The organism is Maricaulis sp. MIT060901 (assembly GCF_047123815.1).
Classification (GTDB): Bacteria; Pseudomonadota; Alphaproteobacteria; order Caulobacterales; family Maricaulaceae; genus Maricaulis.
Genome location: NZ_CP138920.1, coordinates 1649408 through 1664728 on the forward strand (window position 1 = coordinate 1649408; position 15321 = coordinate 1664728).

Annotated in this window: 16 protein-coding genes and 1 pseudogene; 10 read left to right on the forward strand and 7 right to left on the reverse strand. The window is 56.7% G+C overall.

The window, feature by feature from the left end; all coding sequences use genetic code 11:
- Positions 1-174: 174 nt before the first annotated feature.
- Positions 175-693 (forward strand): protein-export chaperone SecB, encoded by a 519-nt coding sequence (gene secB / locus SIC17_RS08110; protein ID WP_412545044.1) that lies wholly within the window; start codon positions 175-177, stop codon positions 691-693.
- Here the strand turns inward: secB and dnaQ are convergent.
- From dnaQ to SIC17_RS08135, 5 genes are read right to left on the reverse strand one after another with little or no spacing between them, the layout of a single operon-like run.
- A complete protein-coding gene (gene dnaQ, locus SIC17_RS08115) occupies positions 690-1385 on the reverse strand; it encodes a DNA polymerase III subunit epsilon (protein ID WP_412545045.1) in 696 nt (231 codons plus the stop codon). The genes secB and dnaQ overlap by 4 nt on opposite strands.
- Positions 1385-1987, reverse strand: coding sequence for a dephospho-CoA kinase (gene coaE / locus SIC17_RS08120; protein ID WP_412545046.1), 603 nt, complete (start codon positions 1985-1987; stop codon positions 1385-1387). Before coaE ends, dnaQ begins: the two co-directional genes overlap by 1 nt.
- Positions 1988-1992: 5 nt before the next feature.
- Complete coding sequence (gene aroE, locus SIC17_RS08125; RefSeq protein WP_412545047.1) at positions 1993-2817, reverse strand: shikimate dehydrogenase; 825 nt, start codon at positions 2815-2817, stop codon at positions 1993-1995.
- A gap of 17 nt (positions 2818-2834) precedes the next feature.
- A complete protein-coding gene (locus SIC17_RS08130) occupies positions 2835-3428 on the reverse strand; it encodes a Maf family protein (RefSeq protein WP_412545048.1) in 594 nt (197 codons plus the stop codon).
- A complete protein-coding gene (locus tag SIC17_RS08135; RefSeq protein WP_291890936.1) occupies positions 3421-4263 on the reverse strand; it encodes a pyruvate, water dikinase regulatory protein in 843 nt (280 codons plus the stop codon). The genes SIC17_RS08130 and SIC17_RS08135 overlap by 8 nt, the downstream gene beginning before the upstream one ends.
- A 434-nt stretch (positions 4264-4697) precedes the next feature.
- On the opposite strand from SIC17_RS08135, the gene hemE reads away from it, so the two are divergent.
- The 5 genes from hemE (at position 4698) to SIC17_RS08160 (ending at position 9516) form a co-directional block, all read left to right on the forward strand.
- Entirely contained in the window at positions 4698-5732 is a 1035-nt protein-coding gene (gene hemE / locus SIC17_RS08140) for a uroporphyrinogen decarboxylase (RefSeq protein ID WP_412545049.1), read from the forward strand.
- 16 nt (positions 5733-5748) lie between these two features.
- Positions 5749-6786, forward strand: coding sequence for a ferrochelatase (hemH, locus tag SIC17_RS08145; RefSeq protein ID WP_291890938.1), 1038 nt, complete (start codon positions 5749-5751; stop codon positions 6784-6786).
- Positions 6783-7238 carry a CopD family protein gene (locus tag SIC17_RS08150; RefSeq protein WP_291898173.1) on the forward strand — a complete coding sequence of 152 codons (456 nt, stop codon included), beginning with the start codon at positions 6783-6785 and terminating at the stop codon, positions 7236-7238. The genes hemH and SIC17_RS08150 overlap by 4 nt, the downstream gene beginning before the upstream one ends.
- A 223-nt stretch (positions 7239-7461) precedes the next feature.
- Complete coding sequence (gene rho / locus SIC17_RS08155; RefSeq protein ID WP_366524371.1) at positions 7462-8766, forward strand: transcription termination factor Rho; 1305 nt, start codon at positions 7462-7464, stop codon at positions 8764-8766.
- 114 nt (positions 8767-8880) lie between these two features.
- A complete protein-coding gene (locus tag SIC17_RS08160; RefSeq protein WP_412545050.1) occupies positions 8881-9516 on the forward strand; it encodes a glutathione S-transferase family protein in 636 nt (211 codons plus the stop codon).
- Here SIC17_RS08160 and SIC17_RS08165 read toward each other — a convergent pair.
- Positions 9513-10337: a LytR/AlgR family response regulator transcription factor gene (locus SIC17_RS08165; RefSeq protein WP_291890941.1), complete on the reverse strand. Its 825-nt coding sequence runs from the start codon at positions 10335-10337 to the stop codon at positions 9513-9515. The genes SIC17_RS08160 and SIC17_RS08165 overlap by 4 nt on opposite strands.
- 75 nt (positions 10338-10412) lie before the next feature.
- Positions 10413-11111, reverse strand: a pseudogene (locus SIC17_RS08170) (dienelactone hydrolase family protein).
- Between the two features lie 20 nt (positions 11112-11131).
- On the opposite strand from SIC17_RS08170, the gene SIC17_RS08175 reads away from it, so the two are divergent.
- The 4 genes from SIC17_RS08175 (at position 11132) to rsmG (ending at position 15319) form a co-directional block, all read left to right on the forward strand.
- On the forward strand, positions 11132-11398 hold the full coding sequence (locus SIC17_RS08175; RefSeq protein WP_412545051.1) for a DUF6489 family protein: 267 nt from the start codon (positions 11132-11134) through the stop codon (positions 11396-11398).
- A 7-nt stretch (positions 11399-11405) separates the two neighbouring features.
- Positions 11406-12725 carry a tRNA uridine-5-carboxymethylaminomethyl(34) synthesis GTPase MnmE gene (mnmE, locus tag SIC17_RS08180; protein WP_412545052.1) on the forward strand — a complete coding sequence of 440 codons (1320 nt, stop codon included), beginning with the start codon at positions 11406-11408 and terminating at the stop codon, positions 12723-12725.
- A 111-nt stretch (positions 12726-12836) separates the two neighbouring features.
- Entirely contained in the window at positions 12837-14699 is a 1863-nt protein-coding gene (gene mnmG, locus SIC17_RS08185; RefSeq protein ID WP_412546911.1) for a tRNA uridine-5-carboxymethylaminomethyl(34) synthesis enzyme MnmG, read from the forward strand.
- Complete coding sequence (gene rsmG, locus SIC17_RS08190; protein WP_412545053.1) at positions 14696-15319, forward strand: 16S rRNA (guanine(527)-N(7))-methyltransferase RsmG; 624 nt, start codon at positions 14696-14698, stop codon at positions 15317-15319. Before mnmG ends, rsmG begins: the two co-directional genes overlap by 4 nt.
- The last annotated feature ends 2 nt before the right edge of the window (positions 15320-15321 follow it).

The window sequence follows — 15321 nt, forward strand, 5'->3', positions numbered from 1 at the left end:
TGATTGGCTGTCCAGTTGGCACCAAATTCAATACTAGAACATTTTGGCGCTTCGTCAGCTAGTTCAATATCAGGCTTACAGCTTGCCGCCCTATCGCTCGCATGCTAACCGGCCCGCTTCGTATATCTGGCCCCTTGGGCCTGTTAATCAACGCTGACCCGCCAGGGGACAATTATGGCCGACGCTCCGAACACGCCTGCAGAAGGCGAAATGCCGAAAGCTCCGTCGCTTCGCATCCTCACCCAGTTCATCAAGGACCTCTCCTTCGAGAACCCGTCCTACACGGATTCTGCACGCAGCTCGAAGCCGCCGAACATTGATCTGGGAATTGACGTCCAGGCACGCACCATCAGCCCCGACACGTATGAAGTCACGCTGAACTTCTCGGCGCGTGCGGCCGGCGAAAATGATGAAGTCGTCTTCATTGCAGAGCTGGCCTATGCCGGCCTGTTCCAGATGGCGAACATTGCAGATGCCGACCGTGAGCCTTTCCTGCTAATCGAATGCCCGCGCATGATCTTCCCGTTCGCCCGCCGTATCCTGGCGGACGTCACGCGTGATGGTGGCTTCCCGCCGCTGATGCTGGACCCGGTCGATTTCGCGAACCTTTACCGTGCTCAGCTGGCCAAACGTGCTGCAGCTGCCCCGGGCGCCGACACCAATGGCAATGGCGAGCCGGCTGCTGCCAACTAATTCAGCGCTTTAAGCTGTTTCCAGAGCGCGTCTTCGCCCATTTCGTCGATAAAGGCGGCGTGGGCGGCGCGCTCTGTTTCGTTGACGCGACCTGATAACTCGCGTGACCGCACCGGACGAACAGGGAATTCAACCTTGCCGCCACTGGTTTCCGCTTTGCCGGCCAAGTCCAGCGCGCGAGTCCGACCTCCAGTCAGCTCAAGATAAACTTCCGCCAACAATAGGGAGTCAATCAGAGCGCCGTGTTTCTCTCGTGTTTCCAGCGAGATATCAAAACGCTTACACAAGGCGTCCAGGGATACATAACTGCCCGGGAACATGGCCCGGGCGATGCGCGCTGTATCCTTGAACCGGTCTTCGGCATACGGCTGCTTGCCGAGCCGGACCATTTCCATATTGATGAAACCCCGGTCAAACGGCGCATTGTGTGCGACCATGACGGCATCACCGACAAAATCGATAAAGTCCTGTGCGACTTCGGCAAATACCGGCTTGTCTGCGAGGAAATCATCCGTCAGGCCGGTAATTTCGACAACTTCCTGGGGCGTGGAACGTTCTGGATTGATATAGGCGTGAAACGTCTTGCCTGTTGGAATGCAATCGATGACCTCGACACAACCCAGTTCGGTGATGCGATCACCACCATTGGCTTCAAGCCCGGTCGTCTCGGTATCGAATACAATCTCGCGCATCAGCCCAGTTCGCCCTCTGTCTTGCGTCGCCGAATATCTGCCAGAATATCGCGCACCTGTTCGCGCGCCAGATCAAGACCCTGAGAGGTCTCAACCGCGTAATCCGACCGTTTGAGCTTTTCCGTTTCTGGCATCTGTCTGGCAAGGATCAAATCCAGCTTTTCTTCAGTCATGCCTGGCCGATCCAGTACGCGCTTGCGACGAACATTGTCAGGAGCATGACAGACAATGATGACATCGACAGCCTCTTCACCGCCAGTTTCAAAGAGAAGCGGAATATCAAAGAGAACGGCCTCGGCCTGGTCATTTCTTGCCGCTTGCAGGAAAGCTTCGCGCGCCGACTCCACGAGCGGATGAACAATCGCCTCAAGTTGCGCAAAACCTGCCGGATCTACCTTCAGAACCGCTGATAACCGAGCCCGGTCAACCGCACCGCCAGTGATCACATCACCGAAGACAGCGGCGATGGGTTCAACAGCCGCGCCGCCAGCAGCGTAAAGTGCGTGGACGGCCGCATCGGAATCGAAAACCGGAACACCTTCGTCCGCGAACAGAGCAGCTGTTGCTGACTTACCCATGCCAATCGATCCAGTGAGGCCCATGCGGATCATTTTGCCTCACCCAGCTTTGTTTCCAGCAAGGATCGAATATCCGCACCCTGTGGAGCCGCTACGCCGAAAAATGCCTCGAAGCTGGGTTTTCCCTGTTCGATCAACATGCCCAGACCGTCTATGCCTGTCAGATCACGATTGCGGGCATCCGCGAGAAATTGGGTTTCGAGGGGCGTATATACGGTATCGATAGCGACAAGGCTGTCCCTGGCTTGCCCCCATTCCATTTCCAGCGGAATCTGCCCTTTCAGCCCCAGCGAAGTCGCGTTCACCACAATATCGACCTGATCCAAAAGACCATTGCGATTATCCCATCCCACTACTTCAGTATCCGGCGCGATTTCGCGGGCAATTTCACGGGCTTTTCCAAGACTTCGATTGGCGATTGCAAGCTCTCGAGCGCCGGCATCCTTCAAACCATATGTCACGGCACGAGAAGCGCCACCTGCGCCCAGCACCAGAACAGACTTGCCTTTAGGGTCCACGCCAGCAATTCGCAAAGATGAAATAAAACCAACAGCATCAGTGTTGTCTGCGTGAATTTCCCCATCAACAAATGTCAAGAGATTGGCAGCACCGATCTTGTCCGCTGCGTCCGAAATCCGGTTGGCCAGGGTCAGGGCTTCAGTCTTGTGCGGCAGGGTAACATTCAGGCCCTTCAACCCAGCGCGATAAAGCGCCATGACAACGGGGGCAAACATGTGCGGTGTGGCGACATATGGTGTGTAAATCGCATCCAGGCCGGCAGCATCGATCCAGCGTGACATCATCAAAGGTGACAGTGAATGGGCAATCGGTTGACCGATCACACCGGCGGTCATCGCAGCTCCGGTCGGTGTCATGTTTCGATCACTCCAAATTCACGCAAAGCTTCCAGCAACGGCAGCAGGGGTAGTCCCAGAATCGCGTAATAGTCGCCCTCGACCGTCTCGAACAATTGCGCGCCCAGGCCTTCATAGGCATAGGCGCCAACACTGGCTGTCAGGGCATCTCCGGCTTGTTCCAGATAGGTCTCGAGGAATGAGCCTGAAAACTCGCGGACATGAATGGTCGATGTGCGTGATAGCGACCAGATCTCCTCACCATCCCGATGTAGAGAGAGACCAGAATGCAGATAATGAGGTTTGCCACGCATGCGTTTCAGCCGGTCGCGAGCCAGTGCAGCGTCCGGCAATTTGTCGAGCAGCTGACCTTCCAGTTCCATGGTCTGGTCAGCACCCAGAACAATCTCACCCGGCAATCTGGCTGATACCTGGCGAGACTTGGCCCGGCCAAGCAGAAGCGCCATTTCCGCCGGGTTCAGATCCGCATGCTTTTCCTTGAGCGCCGTTTCGTCCACATCCGATTTGTCGACCCGAAAAGGAATACAGGCCTGTTCAAGCACCAGCCGACGGATCTGACTTCCCGATGCCAGCACCAGGGAACTACTCATCTTTGGCTCTTTTCTCGTTGAGAAGATTAATGATTTTCGCCGCAGTTTCTTCAATCGAACGACGCGTTACATCAATCGAGGGCCAGCCATGTTTCGCATAAAGTCGCTTGGCGTGAAGGACTTCCTCGCGAACTGTGAAATCATCAATGTAATCCGTATCGCGATCCTCGTTCAGCGACAGAAGGCGATTACGACGGATTTGAACAATACGTTCCGGCGAAGCGGTCAGACCCACGATCAGGGGTTTTTTCAGACTGGCAAGATCGGTTGGAAGCGGCGCGGATTGTACCAGGGGAATGTTTGCCGCCCGGAAACCACGATGCGCCAGATAGATACTGGTCGGTGTCTTGGACGTCCGGCTGACACCCAGCAAAATAATGTCCGCGGCCTCGAAATTATCACCTTGTCCGTCATCATGGGACATAGCGTAATTCATGGCTTCAATCCGGTGATAATACTGCGCATCGAGAGATCGCTGTGCACCGGCGCGACTAGCAATAGGTCTTTGAAGATAGGAACTTAACGTCGCCAACATCGGATCGAGGACGGCAATCGCCGGAACACCGATTTCCATACACCGGGTTTCCAGTTCACGACGCAGGTCCGGATTAACGATGGTGTACATGACAACACCGGGATAACCCGCAACTTCTTCAAGCACCCGGTCCAGCTGACGCGATGATCTGACCAGGGCATAGAGATGTTCAAGCGGATTGGTGTTTTCAAACTGGGCTACGGAAGCACGCATGACTTCCATCAGCGTTTCACCGGTCGAATCCGAGACCATGTGAATGTGAAAACAGGTATCGATGGGGGGCTGTTCGCTGTCCGTCATCACGCGCTCGATCTGTTAACGACTTGTTAATAACTTGGGCCGTTGTCCTCAATCCACCGATCGATGATTTTCGGCTGTGGGTAATACCCGGTCATACCCCGATAATTTCACAGATTTGTCCACAGTGATGCTGTGTGTTGATAAGCCTGTGAGTGAATTTTCCGGGGATAATAAGATCACAAGGTTTTACCGGTTTATCAACAACACTTTTGTCTACATGATATTGTTATAAATAACCTAATTCCGTTTATACCGGATAAGATACTGACGAAACTTAGGAGTTATCCAGCTGACAAATATGTCCTCAGCATGCGGATAAACGAGATACCCTCGACATTCACAGCACAACAACTACGACTCCCTAATTCTATTATTAAAGGGGAAGAGAAAACGCCGCATTGAACCTGTGGACGGAGCGTCCTAAAGCACTCGGTATGACCGATGATGTTTCAAAACCGATCCTCAATGTCCTGAAAGGTGAGACGCTCTCACCACCTCCCATCTGGATGATGCGCCAGGCTGGCCGTTATTTGGCCGAATACCGGGAAGTTCGCTCCCGGGCGAAGGACTTTATTGATTTCTGCTTCTCGCCGGATCTCGCATCAGAAGTGACACTTCAGCCGATCCGCCGGTTTGGCTTTGATGCAGCGATCATGTTCGCGGACATCCTTTTGATCCCGATCGCCCTGGGCCGACGGGTCTGGTTCGTGACAGGCGAAGGGCCTAAGCTGGACCCCTTCGACGTCGCCAATTTCCAGGAGCTGGCTGACAGGCGTGAGGACAGCGTGCTTGCATCAATCGGAGAGACCTTGCGTTTGACCAAGGCGGAACTGCCTGCGGAAATGACGTTGATTGGCTTTGCGGGCGCGCCCTGGACGGTTGCAACCTACATGGTTGAGGGCGGAGGCTCCAAAGACCGGTTCAAGACCCGGGTCGCGGCTTATGACCAGGCCGAGGCGTTCGATGCGATGATGAATATCATTGCCGATGCGACCGCAGACTATCTGGTCATGCAGGCCCATGCCGGTGCGGAAGTCCTGAAGATATTCGACAGCTGGGCTGAAGGTCTTCCGGAACCGCTGTTTGATCGGGTCATCATCCGGCCGACCAAGCGCATTGTGGATCGCATTCGCGCGCAGGGCGTTGATCTGCCGATTATCGGTTTTCCTCGCGGCGCGGGTACGCTGTATCCCAAATACGCTCGCGAGACAGGTGTTACGGCGCTGGCACTCGACACGGCTGTTGATCCCAAGTGGATGGATGAGAATTTGCCGGCGGGCTTGCCGGTCCAGGGCCATCTCGATCCGGCCGTTCTGCGCACGGGCGGAGCTGTGCTGAAGGCCGAGGTGGATCGTCTTGTGGACGCCTGGTCTGACCGGCCCCATATCTTCAATCTTGGTCACGGGATCACACCTGACGTGCCTGTTGCCCATGTTGAACAATTGATCCGGTCGGTTCGCGACCGCTAACCGGCAGGCGAATTCCATGAAGCTAGCAATTGCGGCCTTTAATCTCGGAGGACCGGACAAGCCCGAAGCTGTGCGTCCCTTCCTGCGCAATCTGTTCCGTGATCCGGCCATTATCCAGGCACCCGGTCCGATCCGAGAAATGCTGGCCTGGTTGATTTCCACGACGCGAGCAAAATCTGCGCGCGAGAATTACGCGAAGATGGGTGGCGGATCACCGCTTGTGCCGGAAACCCAGAAACAACTTGATGCGCTGGAGGCTGAACTACGGTCGCGGCATACTGACCTCGAGGTCAGAATCTGGCCGGCAATGCGGTACTGGCATCCCTTCACCGAGGAAACGGCCAGGGAAATCGAGGCCTGGCAGCCAGACAGGGTCATCTTGCTACCGCTTTACCCACAATTCTCGACGACAACGACGGCCTCCTCGCTTGATGCCTGGACGTCAGCCACGCCCCTGGAAGCTGAAACGATCTGTTGCTATCCGACAGAAGAGGCATTCGTCGACGCCCATGTAGCGCTGTTGCGGGAAACGCTGTCCGGCATCGATGATCTATCCAACACTCGTGTTCTGTTCTCGGCGCATGGACTGCCCAAGAAAATTGTCGACGAGGGTGATCCCTACCAATGGCAGGTCGAGCAGACGGTGGCGGCGGTGGTCGAGAAAATGCCCGAGATCACCGATCACGAGATCTGTTATCAAAGCCGTGTCGGTCCGTTGGAATGGATTGGACCGTCCACCGATGATGCTATCGAGCGTGCAGGCAAGGCGTGCAAGAATATCGTCTTGACGCCAATCGCCTTTGTCTCCGAACATATCGAGACCCTTGTCGAGCTGGATGAGGAATATGCGGAGCTTGCATCAGAGCATGGCGTTCCAATGTATCTGCGTGTACCGGCACTGGGCACCCAGCCAGCTTTCATCAAATCATTGGCTGACATGGTCGATACGCGTCTCAACCAGTCCTACGGCTTGGCGCCGGACACGCGGTCTCGTATATGTCCGCGCGGGTTCGGCAAATGCCGATGTGCGATTTCGGGAAGCCTGGAAGCATGATCCTTGCAGCGTATGACTGGCTGAGAGCCCTGCATATCCTGGCGGTGATCGCCTGGATGGCGGGTCTGCTCTATCTGCCGCGCCTCTATGTCTATCATGCACAAGCCGAAGCCGGTGGCGAGTTTGACCAGACTGCCCGCCTGCAGGAACGCCGGCTGCTCAAGGTGATCATGAATCCGGCCATGATCGCGACCTGGATCTTTGGTTTGCTTCTGGTGTGGTCAAATGCCGAGCGCGCGGGCGGTTGGGAGATTTTTCTCGACTGGGCCTGGATCGCAAAATTTGTGCTGATCTCAGCGATGACGGGCATCCACCACGTGTTCGCGGACCGGTTCAAGAAGTTCGAATCTGGCACAAATGACTGGGAACATAAGCGCTATCGCATCCTGAACGAGATCCCGTTTGTGCTCGCCATCCTGATCGTGTTGATCGCCGTCGTCGCGTTGAAATGACACAAGCACAACCGGGCAATGCTTGACCGTGCAGTCAAGGCGTGGCAAGCAGAATTGAACTCTATGTGAGACCTCTCTTTCATTGACAGATTGGGCATCTATCCGAGATGCCAGTGTCAATTTCTGACCAATTCGGGTGTTTAGGCGTTTCCGGCACCCTTCTTGCTTCGATTGCACCAACTCCGACCGGAGCTGGCCTCGACTTTCCCTGTGAAGATCCATCATGACCGAAGAAACCGCTCTGCCTGAATCCCTTGCTGGCCTGGAACGCATGACGCTCCAGGATCTGAAGGAAAAGAAGCCGACCGAGCTACTCGAATTTGCCGAGGCGCTTGAGATCGAGAATGCATCATCCCTGCGAAAACAGGGCATGATGTTCGCGATCCTCAAGGCGCTGGCCGAATGTGGGGTGGAAATCCATGGCGGCGGGGTTCTGGAAGTTCTGCAGGACGGCTTTGGCTTCCTCCGCTCTCCGGAATCGAACTATCTCGCCGGACCGGACGATATCTACGTCTCACCGACCCAGATCCGGAAATTCGGTCTGCGCACGGGCGACACCGTGGTGGGCGAGATCCGCAGCCCGCGCGACGGCGAACGATATTTCGCCCTTCTCAAAGTCAGCTCGATCAATTTCGAGGAACCGGAACGCGCGCGCCACAAGGTGCATTTCGACAATCTGACGCCGCTTTATCCCGATAGCCGCTTTGTTATGGAAACGGTCGATCCGACGGTCAAGGATCGCTCCGGTCGCGTGATTGATATCGTGGCGCCGCTCGGTAAGGGCCAGCGTGGTCTGATCGTGGCGCCGCCGCGCACCGGTAAGACCGTCCTGCTCCAGAACATTGCACACGCGATCGAGAGCAATCACCCGGAAAGCTATCTCATGGTGCTGCTCATTGACGAGCGCCCCGAGGAAGTCACCGACATGCAGCGCACGGTTAAAGGCGAGGTGATTTCCTCGACCTTTGATGAACCGGCGACACGCCACGTCCAGGTGGCCGAAATGGTGATCGAGAAAGCCAAGCGTCTGGTGGAGCATGGCCGCGATGTGGTCATCCTGCTGGACTCCATTACGCGCCTTGGCCGCGCCTACAACACTGTCGTGCCAAGCTCGGGCAAGGTCCTGACCGGTGGTGTGGATGCCAATGCGCTGCAGCGGCCGAAACGCTTCTTCGGTGCCGCTCGAAATATCGAGAATGGTGGTTCTCTGACCATCATCGCGACGGCGCTGATCGAAACCGGCTCCAAGATGGATGAAGTAATCTTTGAGGAATTCAAGGGTACGGGTAACTCCGAAGTCGTGCTGGATCGCAAGGTGGCTGACAAACGCGTCTTCCCGGCGATTGATATTCTCAAGTCCGGCACGCGTAAGGAAGAACTCCTGGTCGATCGCAACCACCTGCAGAAGATGTACATCCTGCGCCGCATCCTCAATCCGATGGGTGCCCAGGACGCGATCGAATTCCTGCTCGACAAGCTGCGTCAGACGAAGACCAATGATGAATTCTTCGACTCCATGAACACCTGATCATTGTCTGCAATGATGTCTAAAAGAGCCGCATGATCGCCATGCGGCTTTTTTTGCTTCTGTATTCGGCCAGGATTGGGTTTGCTATCTCCAGAAAACACAAAGGGGAGACACATGGTCGATACTACAGGCAAGGAACTCATTCTGCATCATGCGCCGCGCACGCGGTCTATTCGCTGTCGCTGGCTGCTGGAAGAGATGGGCATCGCCTACACCCTGAAACAGGCGCCCTACCGAGCAACACCGGAAGAAACCGCGGCCTATCGAGAGCTGCATCCGCTCGCCAAGATCCCGGCCCTGGAGCATGGGGAAACCACGATGTTCGAGAGTGTCGCGATCATGCAATACATCCTCGCGACCTTCGGGCCGAGCGAACTTGAGGTCCGTCCGGGCGAGACAGACTATGGCCGTTTTCTGCAATGGCTGCATTTCGGAGAGGGTGGGATGACCTTGCCGGTCACAATGTTGCTCGCCCACACGGCGCTCTTGCCTGAGGAGCACCGTAATGCCGGCATAGCGGCCTGGGCCAAGTCAGAGACCGACAAACACCTGGAAGCGCTGGAGCACAGCGGTATCGGCAAGGGAAGCTATTTGGTGGCGGATCGTCTCACGGCGGCCGACATCTCGGTGGGATATATGCTCTACCTGCTCAAGATCATCCGCCAGTTTGGCGATGCGCCGGACAGCGTGAGAGCCTATTTCCGGCGCATCACGGCCCGTGACAGCTGGAAGATCGCGAGCGCTGACTAGTCAAGAACCCGACCGGACAGCGCGCGGTAAGCGTCATCCATGTAACGATCGGACACTGGAATTCGGCTGCCATTACTCAGCTGGACTTCGCGTATTCGGTCGCCGCGTGCCTTGGCACCCGTGACCAGGTTCGGATTGATCAGGTGCGAGCGGTGAACGCGGACAAAACCTGCGTCCGAGAGTTTCTCTGACAGGCTGGCCATAGTGGCGCGGTGCAAGACTTCTCGCCCATCCATCAAGAGTGCGATGTAATTGCCCTGTGCGGTCGCGCCCTGGATTTGTTTGACCGGAATGAATTCGACACCGGTTGTGGATTTTACGGCAATGGCGGGTACTTGTTCCGGTGCTTCGGGCGCGATCTCTGGGCGAGGCCGCATAAGGCGGCCAGCAAGATAGTTGAACATCAACAAAAGCACGTCCCATAACCAATCGCGCATCTGGAACGTCTGAATGACTTGCAGCGGGGTCGTATCGTGCATGGCCGCCAGAACGACAGCATTGAAGATACCGGAAACGGGCAAGGCGATCATCGCCGAGGCAAGTGCGGTTATCACGCTTGGCAATAGCGCCTTGTTCACATCGCGAGCGCCGTAAAGGAAGATCACCGGCATCATGAACAGCCAGGGCGTAAAGCCTATCGCGTAATTACGCAGGACGATCAGGAAGGCAATGTTGCGTCCGGCTCTGGCATGGTCAATGTAAGCCGAGAGCGAGAACAGAAATACAAGAATGACCCAAATACTGACCGTAGTGAGCACCAAGGTGCGGTCCGCCCGCAAACGCGGCAGATGCGGTTGAAGTGTTGAGTCAAAAATCGCCACGATACGTCCCTTCAGATCATTCCCGTACCTGGCCCGAGCAGGGCCACTCTAACACATTTGTCGTATCTGCAACCGCTAGGACAGATGTTCACGCAGAAAGGTGATCGTGCGTGAGTTCGCCAGCGCTGCGGCGTCGGTATCAAAGTGCCGCCCGCCAGTTCGTGCGAAAGCATGGTCCTTGCCGGGATAGTCGTGCACGGTAATGTCATCGCGATGATCGAAGGCCTTGTGGAGCGCGCTCTGTACGGCGGGCGGCACAAATTGGTCTCTCTCGGCGAGGTGCAACATCAGCGGATGACTCAGATCGTCTGCCTCGGACAGGGCGCTCTCGAATCCCACGCCATAATATCCAACGCTTGCCTGTGAATTCGTTCGGCAGGCGGTGAGATAGGCCAGATATCCGCCGAGACAGAAACCAATCGCGCCGGCCCTACCGGTGCATTCAGGGCGGTCGCGAAGCGTCTCCAGGGCGCGCTGGATATCCGCCATCCCTGCCTCGACGTCGTATTCGCTATACAGCTTGAAGGCTTGTTGTAATTCATCATCTGTCTTGTCGGAGATCTAGATGCCCGGCTTGATACGCCAGAAAAGGTCCGGGCAAAGCGTGACAAACCCGGCGGCCGCAAACTGGTCGCAGATTCCGCGCATCACTGGGTTCACTCCGAAAATCTCCTGCAACACGATCAGTCCGGGGCCGCTCCCACTGGCTGGCAAAGCGAGATAGGCTGTGAATTCGGGCGTGTGCTCGTCGACAAGGATATCTTGACCCGGCATGCGACCCTCCTTTTGATGTGGTGCAGGAAAACGTCTTCGAGGTGCTCATGAAGGTCAATATCAATATCGAGTGTTCACCGGAGGAGGCGCGCACCTTTTTGGGCCTGCCTGATGTCACCCATCTCAATGAACGCCTGACCGAGGAAATGGTCCGACGCATGGAAGCCAATCTGGAATCCATGGAACCGGAGGCGTTGATGCGTCAGTGGACGACATTCGGTGGCCAGATGACGGATCAGTTCATGTCTTTCATGCGCCAGACGGGCGTGGACCCGAACACAAAGTAGAAACATTGTGAAAACAACAATTTACGCTCTTTCAACTCCACCCGGCCGGTCCGGAGTGGCGGTGATACGCCTGTCCGGTGATCGGGTAGGCATGGTGCTGGACAAGCTGACCCGTGGTCGTCGTCCCGAACCGCGTCAGGCCAGCGTACGAAAGCTCTCCAACCAGGCAGGCGAAATATTTGATGAAGCGCTCGTGCTCTATTTCGAAAAGCCTGCCAGCTTCACTGGCGAGGATGTGGCTGAATTGCAGGTACACGGCGGTCCGGCCGTGGTTGAGGCGACGCTCTCGGCACTGGACGAGCTGGGTTGTCTGGTGGCGCAGCCCGGAGAATTCACTCGGCGTGCGTTTGAACATGGCCGGCTTGATCTGACCGAGGCAGAGGGTCTTGCAGATCTCATTGATGCTGAGACGGAGGCGCAGCGACGCCAAGCGATCTCGCAGATGTCCGGTTCGCTCAAGGCGCTTTATGAAGGCTGGAGGAGCAAGCTGATTTCGGTGCTTGCCTCAATCGAAGGCGAGATCGACTTCCCGGATGAGGAAGACGTTCCGGACGCCCTCTCCCACCGGGCGCATCTGCCTTTGACCGAATTGATCGCCTCCATGGGAGAGCATCTTGATGACGGTCGCCGGGGTGAGCGGATACGCACCGGTTTTTCGATTGCGCTGATCGGGGCCCCGAATGCCGGCAAGTCGTCTCTGCTCAACAAGCTCGCGCGGCGCGATGCCGCGATTGTCACAGACATTCCAGGCACGACACGGGATATTGTCGAGGTTCGGATCGTCATGGGTGGTTTCCCGGTGGTGATCTCCGACACGGCTGGTCTGCGTGAAGCGGTGGATGCTGTTGAGGCCGAAGGTGTTCGCCGCGCGCTCGATCGTGCGGTCGAAGCCGATTTGCGCATTGGCGTTGCGGATGCCCGGTCGGACGAGGAATTGCTGGACCTGCAGGAAAGGCTCCAGGACGGTGATCTTTTGGTGTTGAACAAGATGGACCTTGTCGAGAAGAAGAAGGCCGAGCGTGACGGCTATGGTCTGAGTGCGAAGTCCGGTGATGGTGTGTCCGAGCTGGAGAGGCGGATCGAAGAGATTGTCGTTGATCGCCTCTCGGCGCGAGAAATGCCAGCGCTTTCCCGTGTCCGACATCGACGCTCCGTTGAGGAAGCCGTGGACTCCCTGATCCGGGCCCGTCTCAAACTGGCAGAAGCGCCGGAACTGGCGGGTGAAGATGTTCGTCTGGCTGTTCGCTGCACGGAGGCGCTTACTGGCCGGGTGGATGTAGAGGACATCCTCGATCGTGTCTTCTCGCAATTCTGTATCGGGAAATAATAACTCTATCGCGATGTTTCACGTGAAACACCGCCTGCTCCGCTCGACTCCCTCGCTCCGACGCATTATGTAGTGCGCCCTTTCTTTCATGGCGGAACAGGCTGCGTGGCGATGACTTCGTGGGATGTGATCATTATCGGTGGTGGGCATGCGGGCTGTGAAGCTGCTGCGGCGTCGGCGCGTGCGGGTGCCCGGACCTTGCTGCTTACCCACAAGCTGGAAACAATTGGCGAGATGTCCTGCAATCCTGCCATCGGTGGTCTTGGCAAGGGACATCTTGTTCGTGAGATCGACGCCTTGGACGGGATTATGGGACGGATCGCTGATGTTTCTGGGATCCAGTTCCGTCTGCTCAACCGCTCGAAGGGGCCGGCCGTTCGGGGCCCGCGCACTCAATCTGATCGCAAACTCTACCGTGAAGCCATGCAGATGGAGTTGGCTGGTACTGAAGGGCTGGATATCCAGGCAGCAGCGGTCGAGGACCTGGTCCTGGAGAATGGTGATGTCGCCGGCGTGATCGACTCGGCGGGCAAGGAATACATGGCGCCGGCCGTGGTTCTGACCACCGGCACTTTCCTCAAGGGACTTATTCATATCGGTGAAAAACGTATCCCCGCCGGCCGCGTGGATGAGGCACCTGCGATTGGATTGTCGGACCGCCTCTATGACCTGAAGCTGGAGATGGGGCGCCTGAAAACCGGTACGCCTGCCCGGCTGCGCAAGTCCTCCATTGACTGGGACGCGCTGGAACAACAACCGGCTGATGCAGAACCAGTTGCCTTTTCCTTCCTCACGCATGGGATCGAAGTGCCCCAGATCAGCTGTGCTGTGACACGAACGACTGAGGAAACCCACGCAATTATTTCGGAGAATATCGACAAGTCGGCGGTCTATAGCGGTGCGATTGCCGGGCGTGGCCCACGTTATTGCCCGTCCATCGAGGACAAGGTTCACCGGTTCGCTGATCGCACCAATCACCAGATCTTCCTGGAGCCGGAGGGTCTGGATGACGATACCGTCTATCCGAACGGCATTTCTTCGTCCCTGCCCGAGGACGTCCAGGATGCCTTTCTGCGGACCATACCGGGTCTCGCGAATGTCGAGGTGATCCGATACGGCTATGCCATCGAGTATGATTATGTGGATCCACGCGAGCTCGACGAAACGCTCCAGGTTCGCAAGGTTCCCGGCCTTTGGCTGGCGGGACAGATCAATGGCACGACCGGATATGAGGAAGCGGCGGCCCAGGGGCTGATGGCGGGTCTGAATGCTGCCTTTGCCGCGAGCGGACGCGAACGTTTCATCCTGTCACGGTCTGAAGCCTATATTGGCGTGATGATCGACGATCTTGTTACGCGCGGCGTATCCGAGCCGTATCGCATGTTCACCTCGCGTGCCGAGTATCGGCTGACGCTGCGTTCTGATAACGCCGATCAACGCCTCACGCAGATCGCTATCGATCGGGGTTTTGCCGGGGAAGTCCGCAAGACAGCCTATGCGGACAAGTTGAGGGCTCTGGAGGCGGCTCGGACGATGGCGCGCTCGCTGCAGCTCTCCCCGCAAGAAGCCAAGAAACACGGTCTATCGGTAAATCAGGATGGCAAACGTCGGGACGTTTTTGCCTTGCTTGCCTACCCGGATATTCACTGGGAAAACCTTGTTTCCATCTGGCCGCAGCTGGACACCCTGGACAAGGCTATTCGCGAACAGATCGAGATTGATGCGCTTTATGCCGGCTATCTGGAGCGGCAGCAGGCGGATATTACGGCTTTCCGACGGGATGAGGCGGTGCAGATCCCGGTTGCCTTCGATTATGACCTTGTTGGTGGTCTGTCGAATGAGGCCAAGGAGAAGCTGAAGGCGACGCGGCCATCGACGCTCGGCCAGGCCGCGCGTGTCGAGGGCGTGACGCCGGGTGCGCTTACGGCAGTCCTTGCTCATATCAAGCGTCAGCAGAAGGCAGCCAGCGCATGACTGGTGAAGAGTTTGCGAGGATCACCGGTGTTTCACGTGAAACACTGGAGGGTTTCGAGACCTGGCATAGACTTCTCGAAGAAACGAATGCTCACACCAATCTCGTGGGTCGCTCAACGCTGGCCGATTTCTGGGAGCGTCATGCGCTGGACAGTTATCAGCTCTGGGATCACATCCCGCACGGTTCGCGCCGTTTTGCAGACCTGGGTGCAGGCGCAGGTTTTCCGGGCATAGCGCTTGCTCTGGGTCTCAAGGACAAGAGCCTGGATGGTCAGGTTCTGATGATCGATTCCGTGGGGAAAAAGGTCGCTTTTCTCAAGAAGGTCATCGCGGAAACAGGCATCCCGGCCGAGGCGAGATCGATTCGAGTGGAAGCGCTGGACCCGGATACTGTGGTTGATGTTGTTACCGCGCGCGCCTTTGCCCCACTTCATAAATTATTGGGATACGCGCATCCCTTGTTGAAAAAAGGGGCAGTAGGGCTCTTTTTCAAGGGTCGGCGCTTCGAGGAAGAATTGACCGGGGCGCGGAAAAACTGGACATTCGAGGTCGAAGTCATACCCAGTCGTACCAGCGATGGGGTGATCCTCCGGATAGAAGAGGTCAAGCGTGTCAGATAATC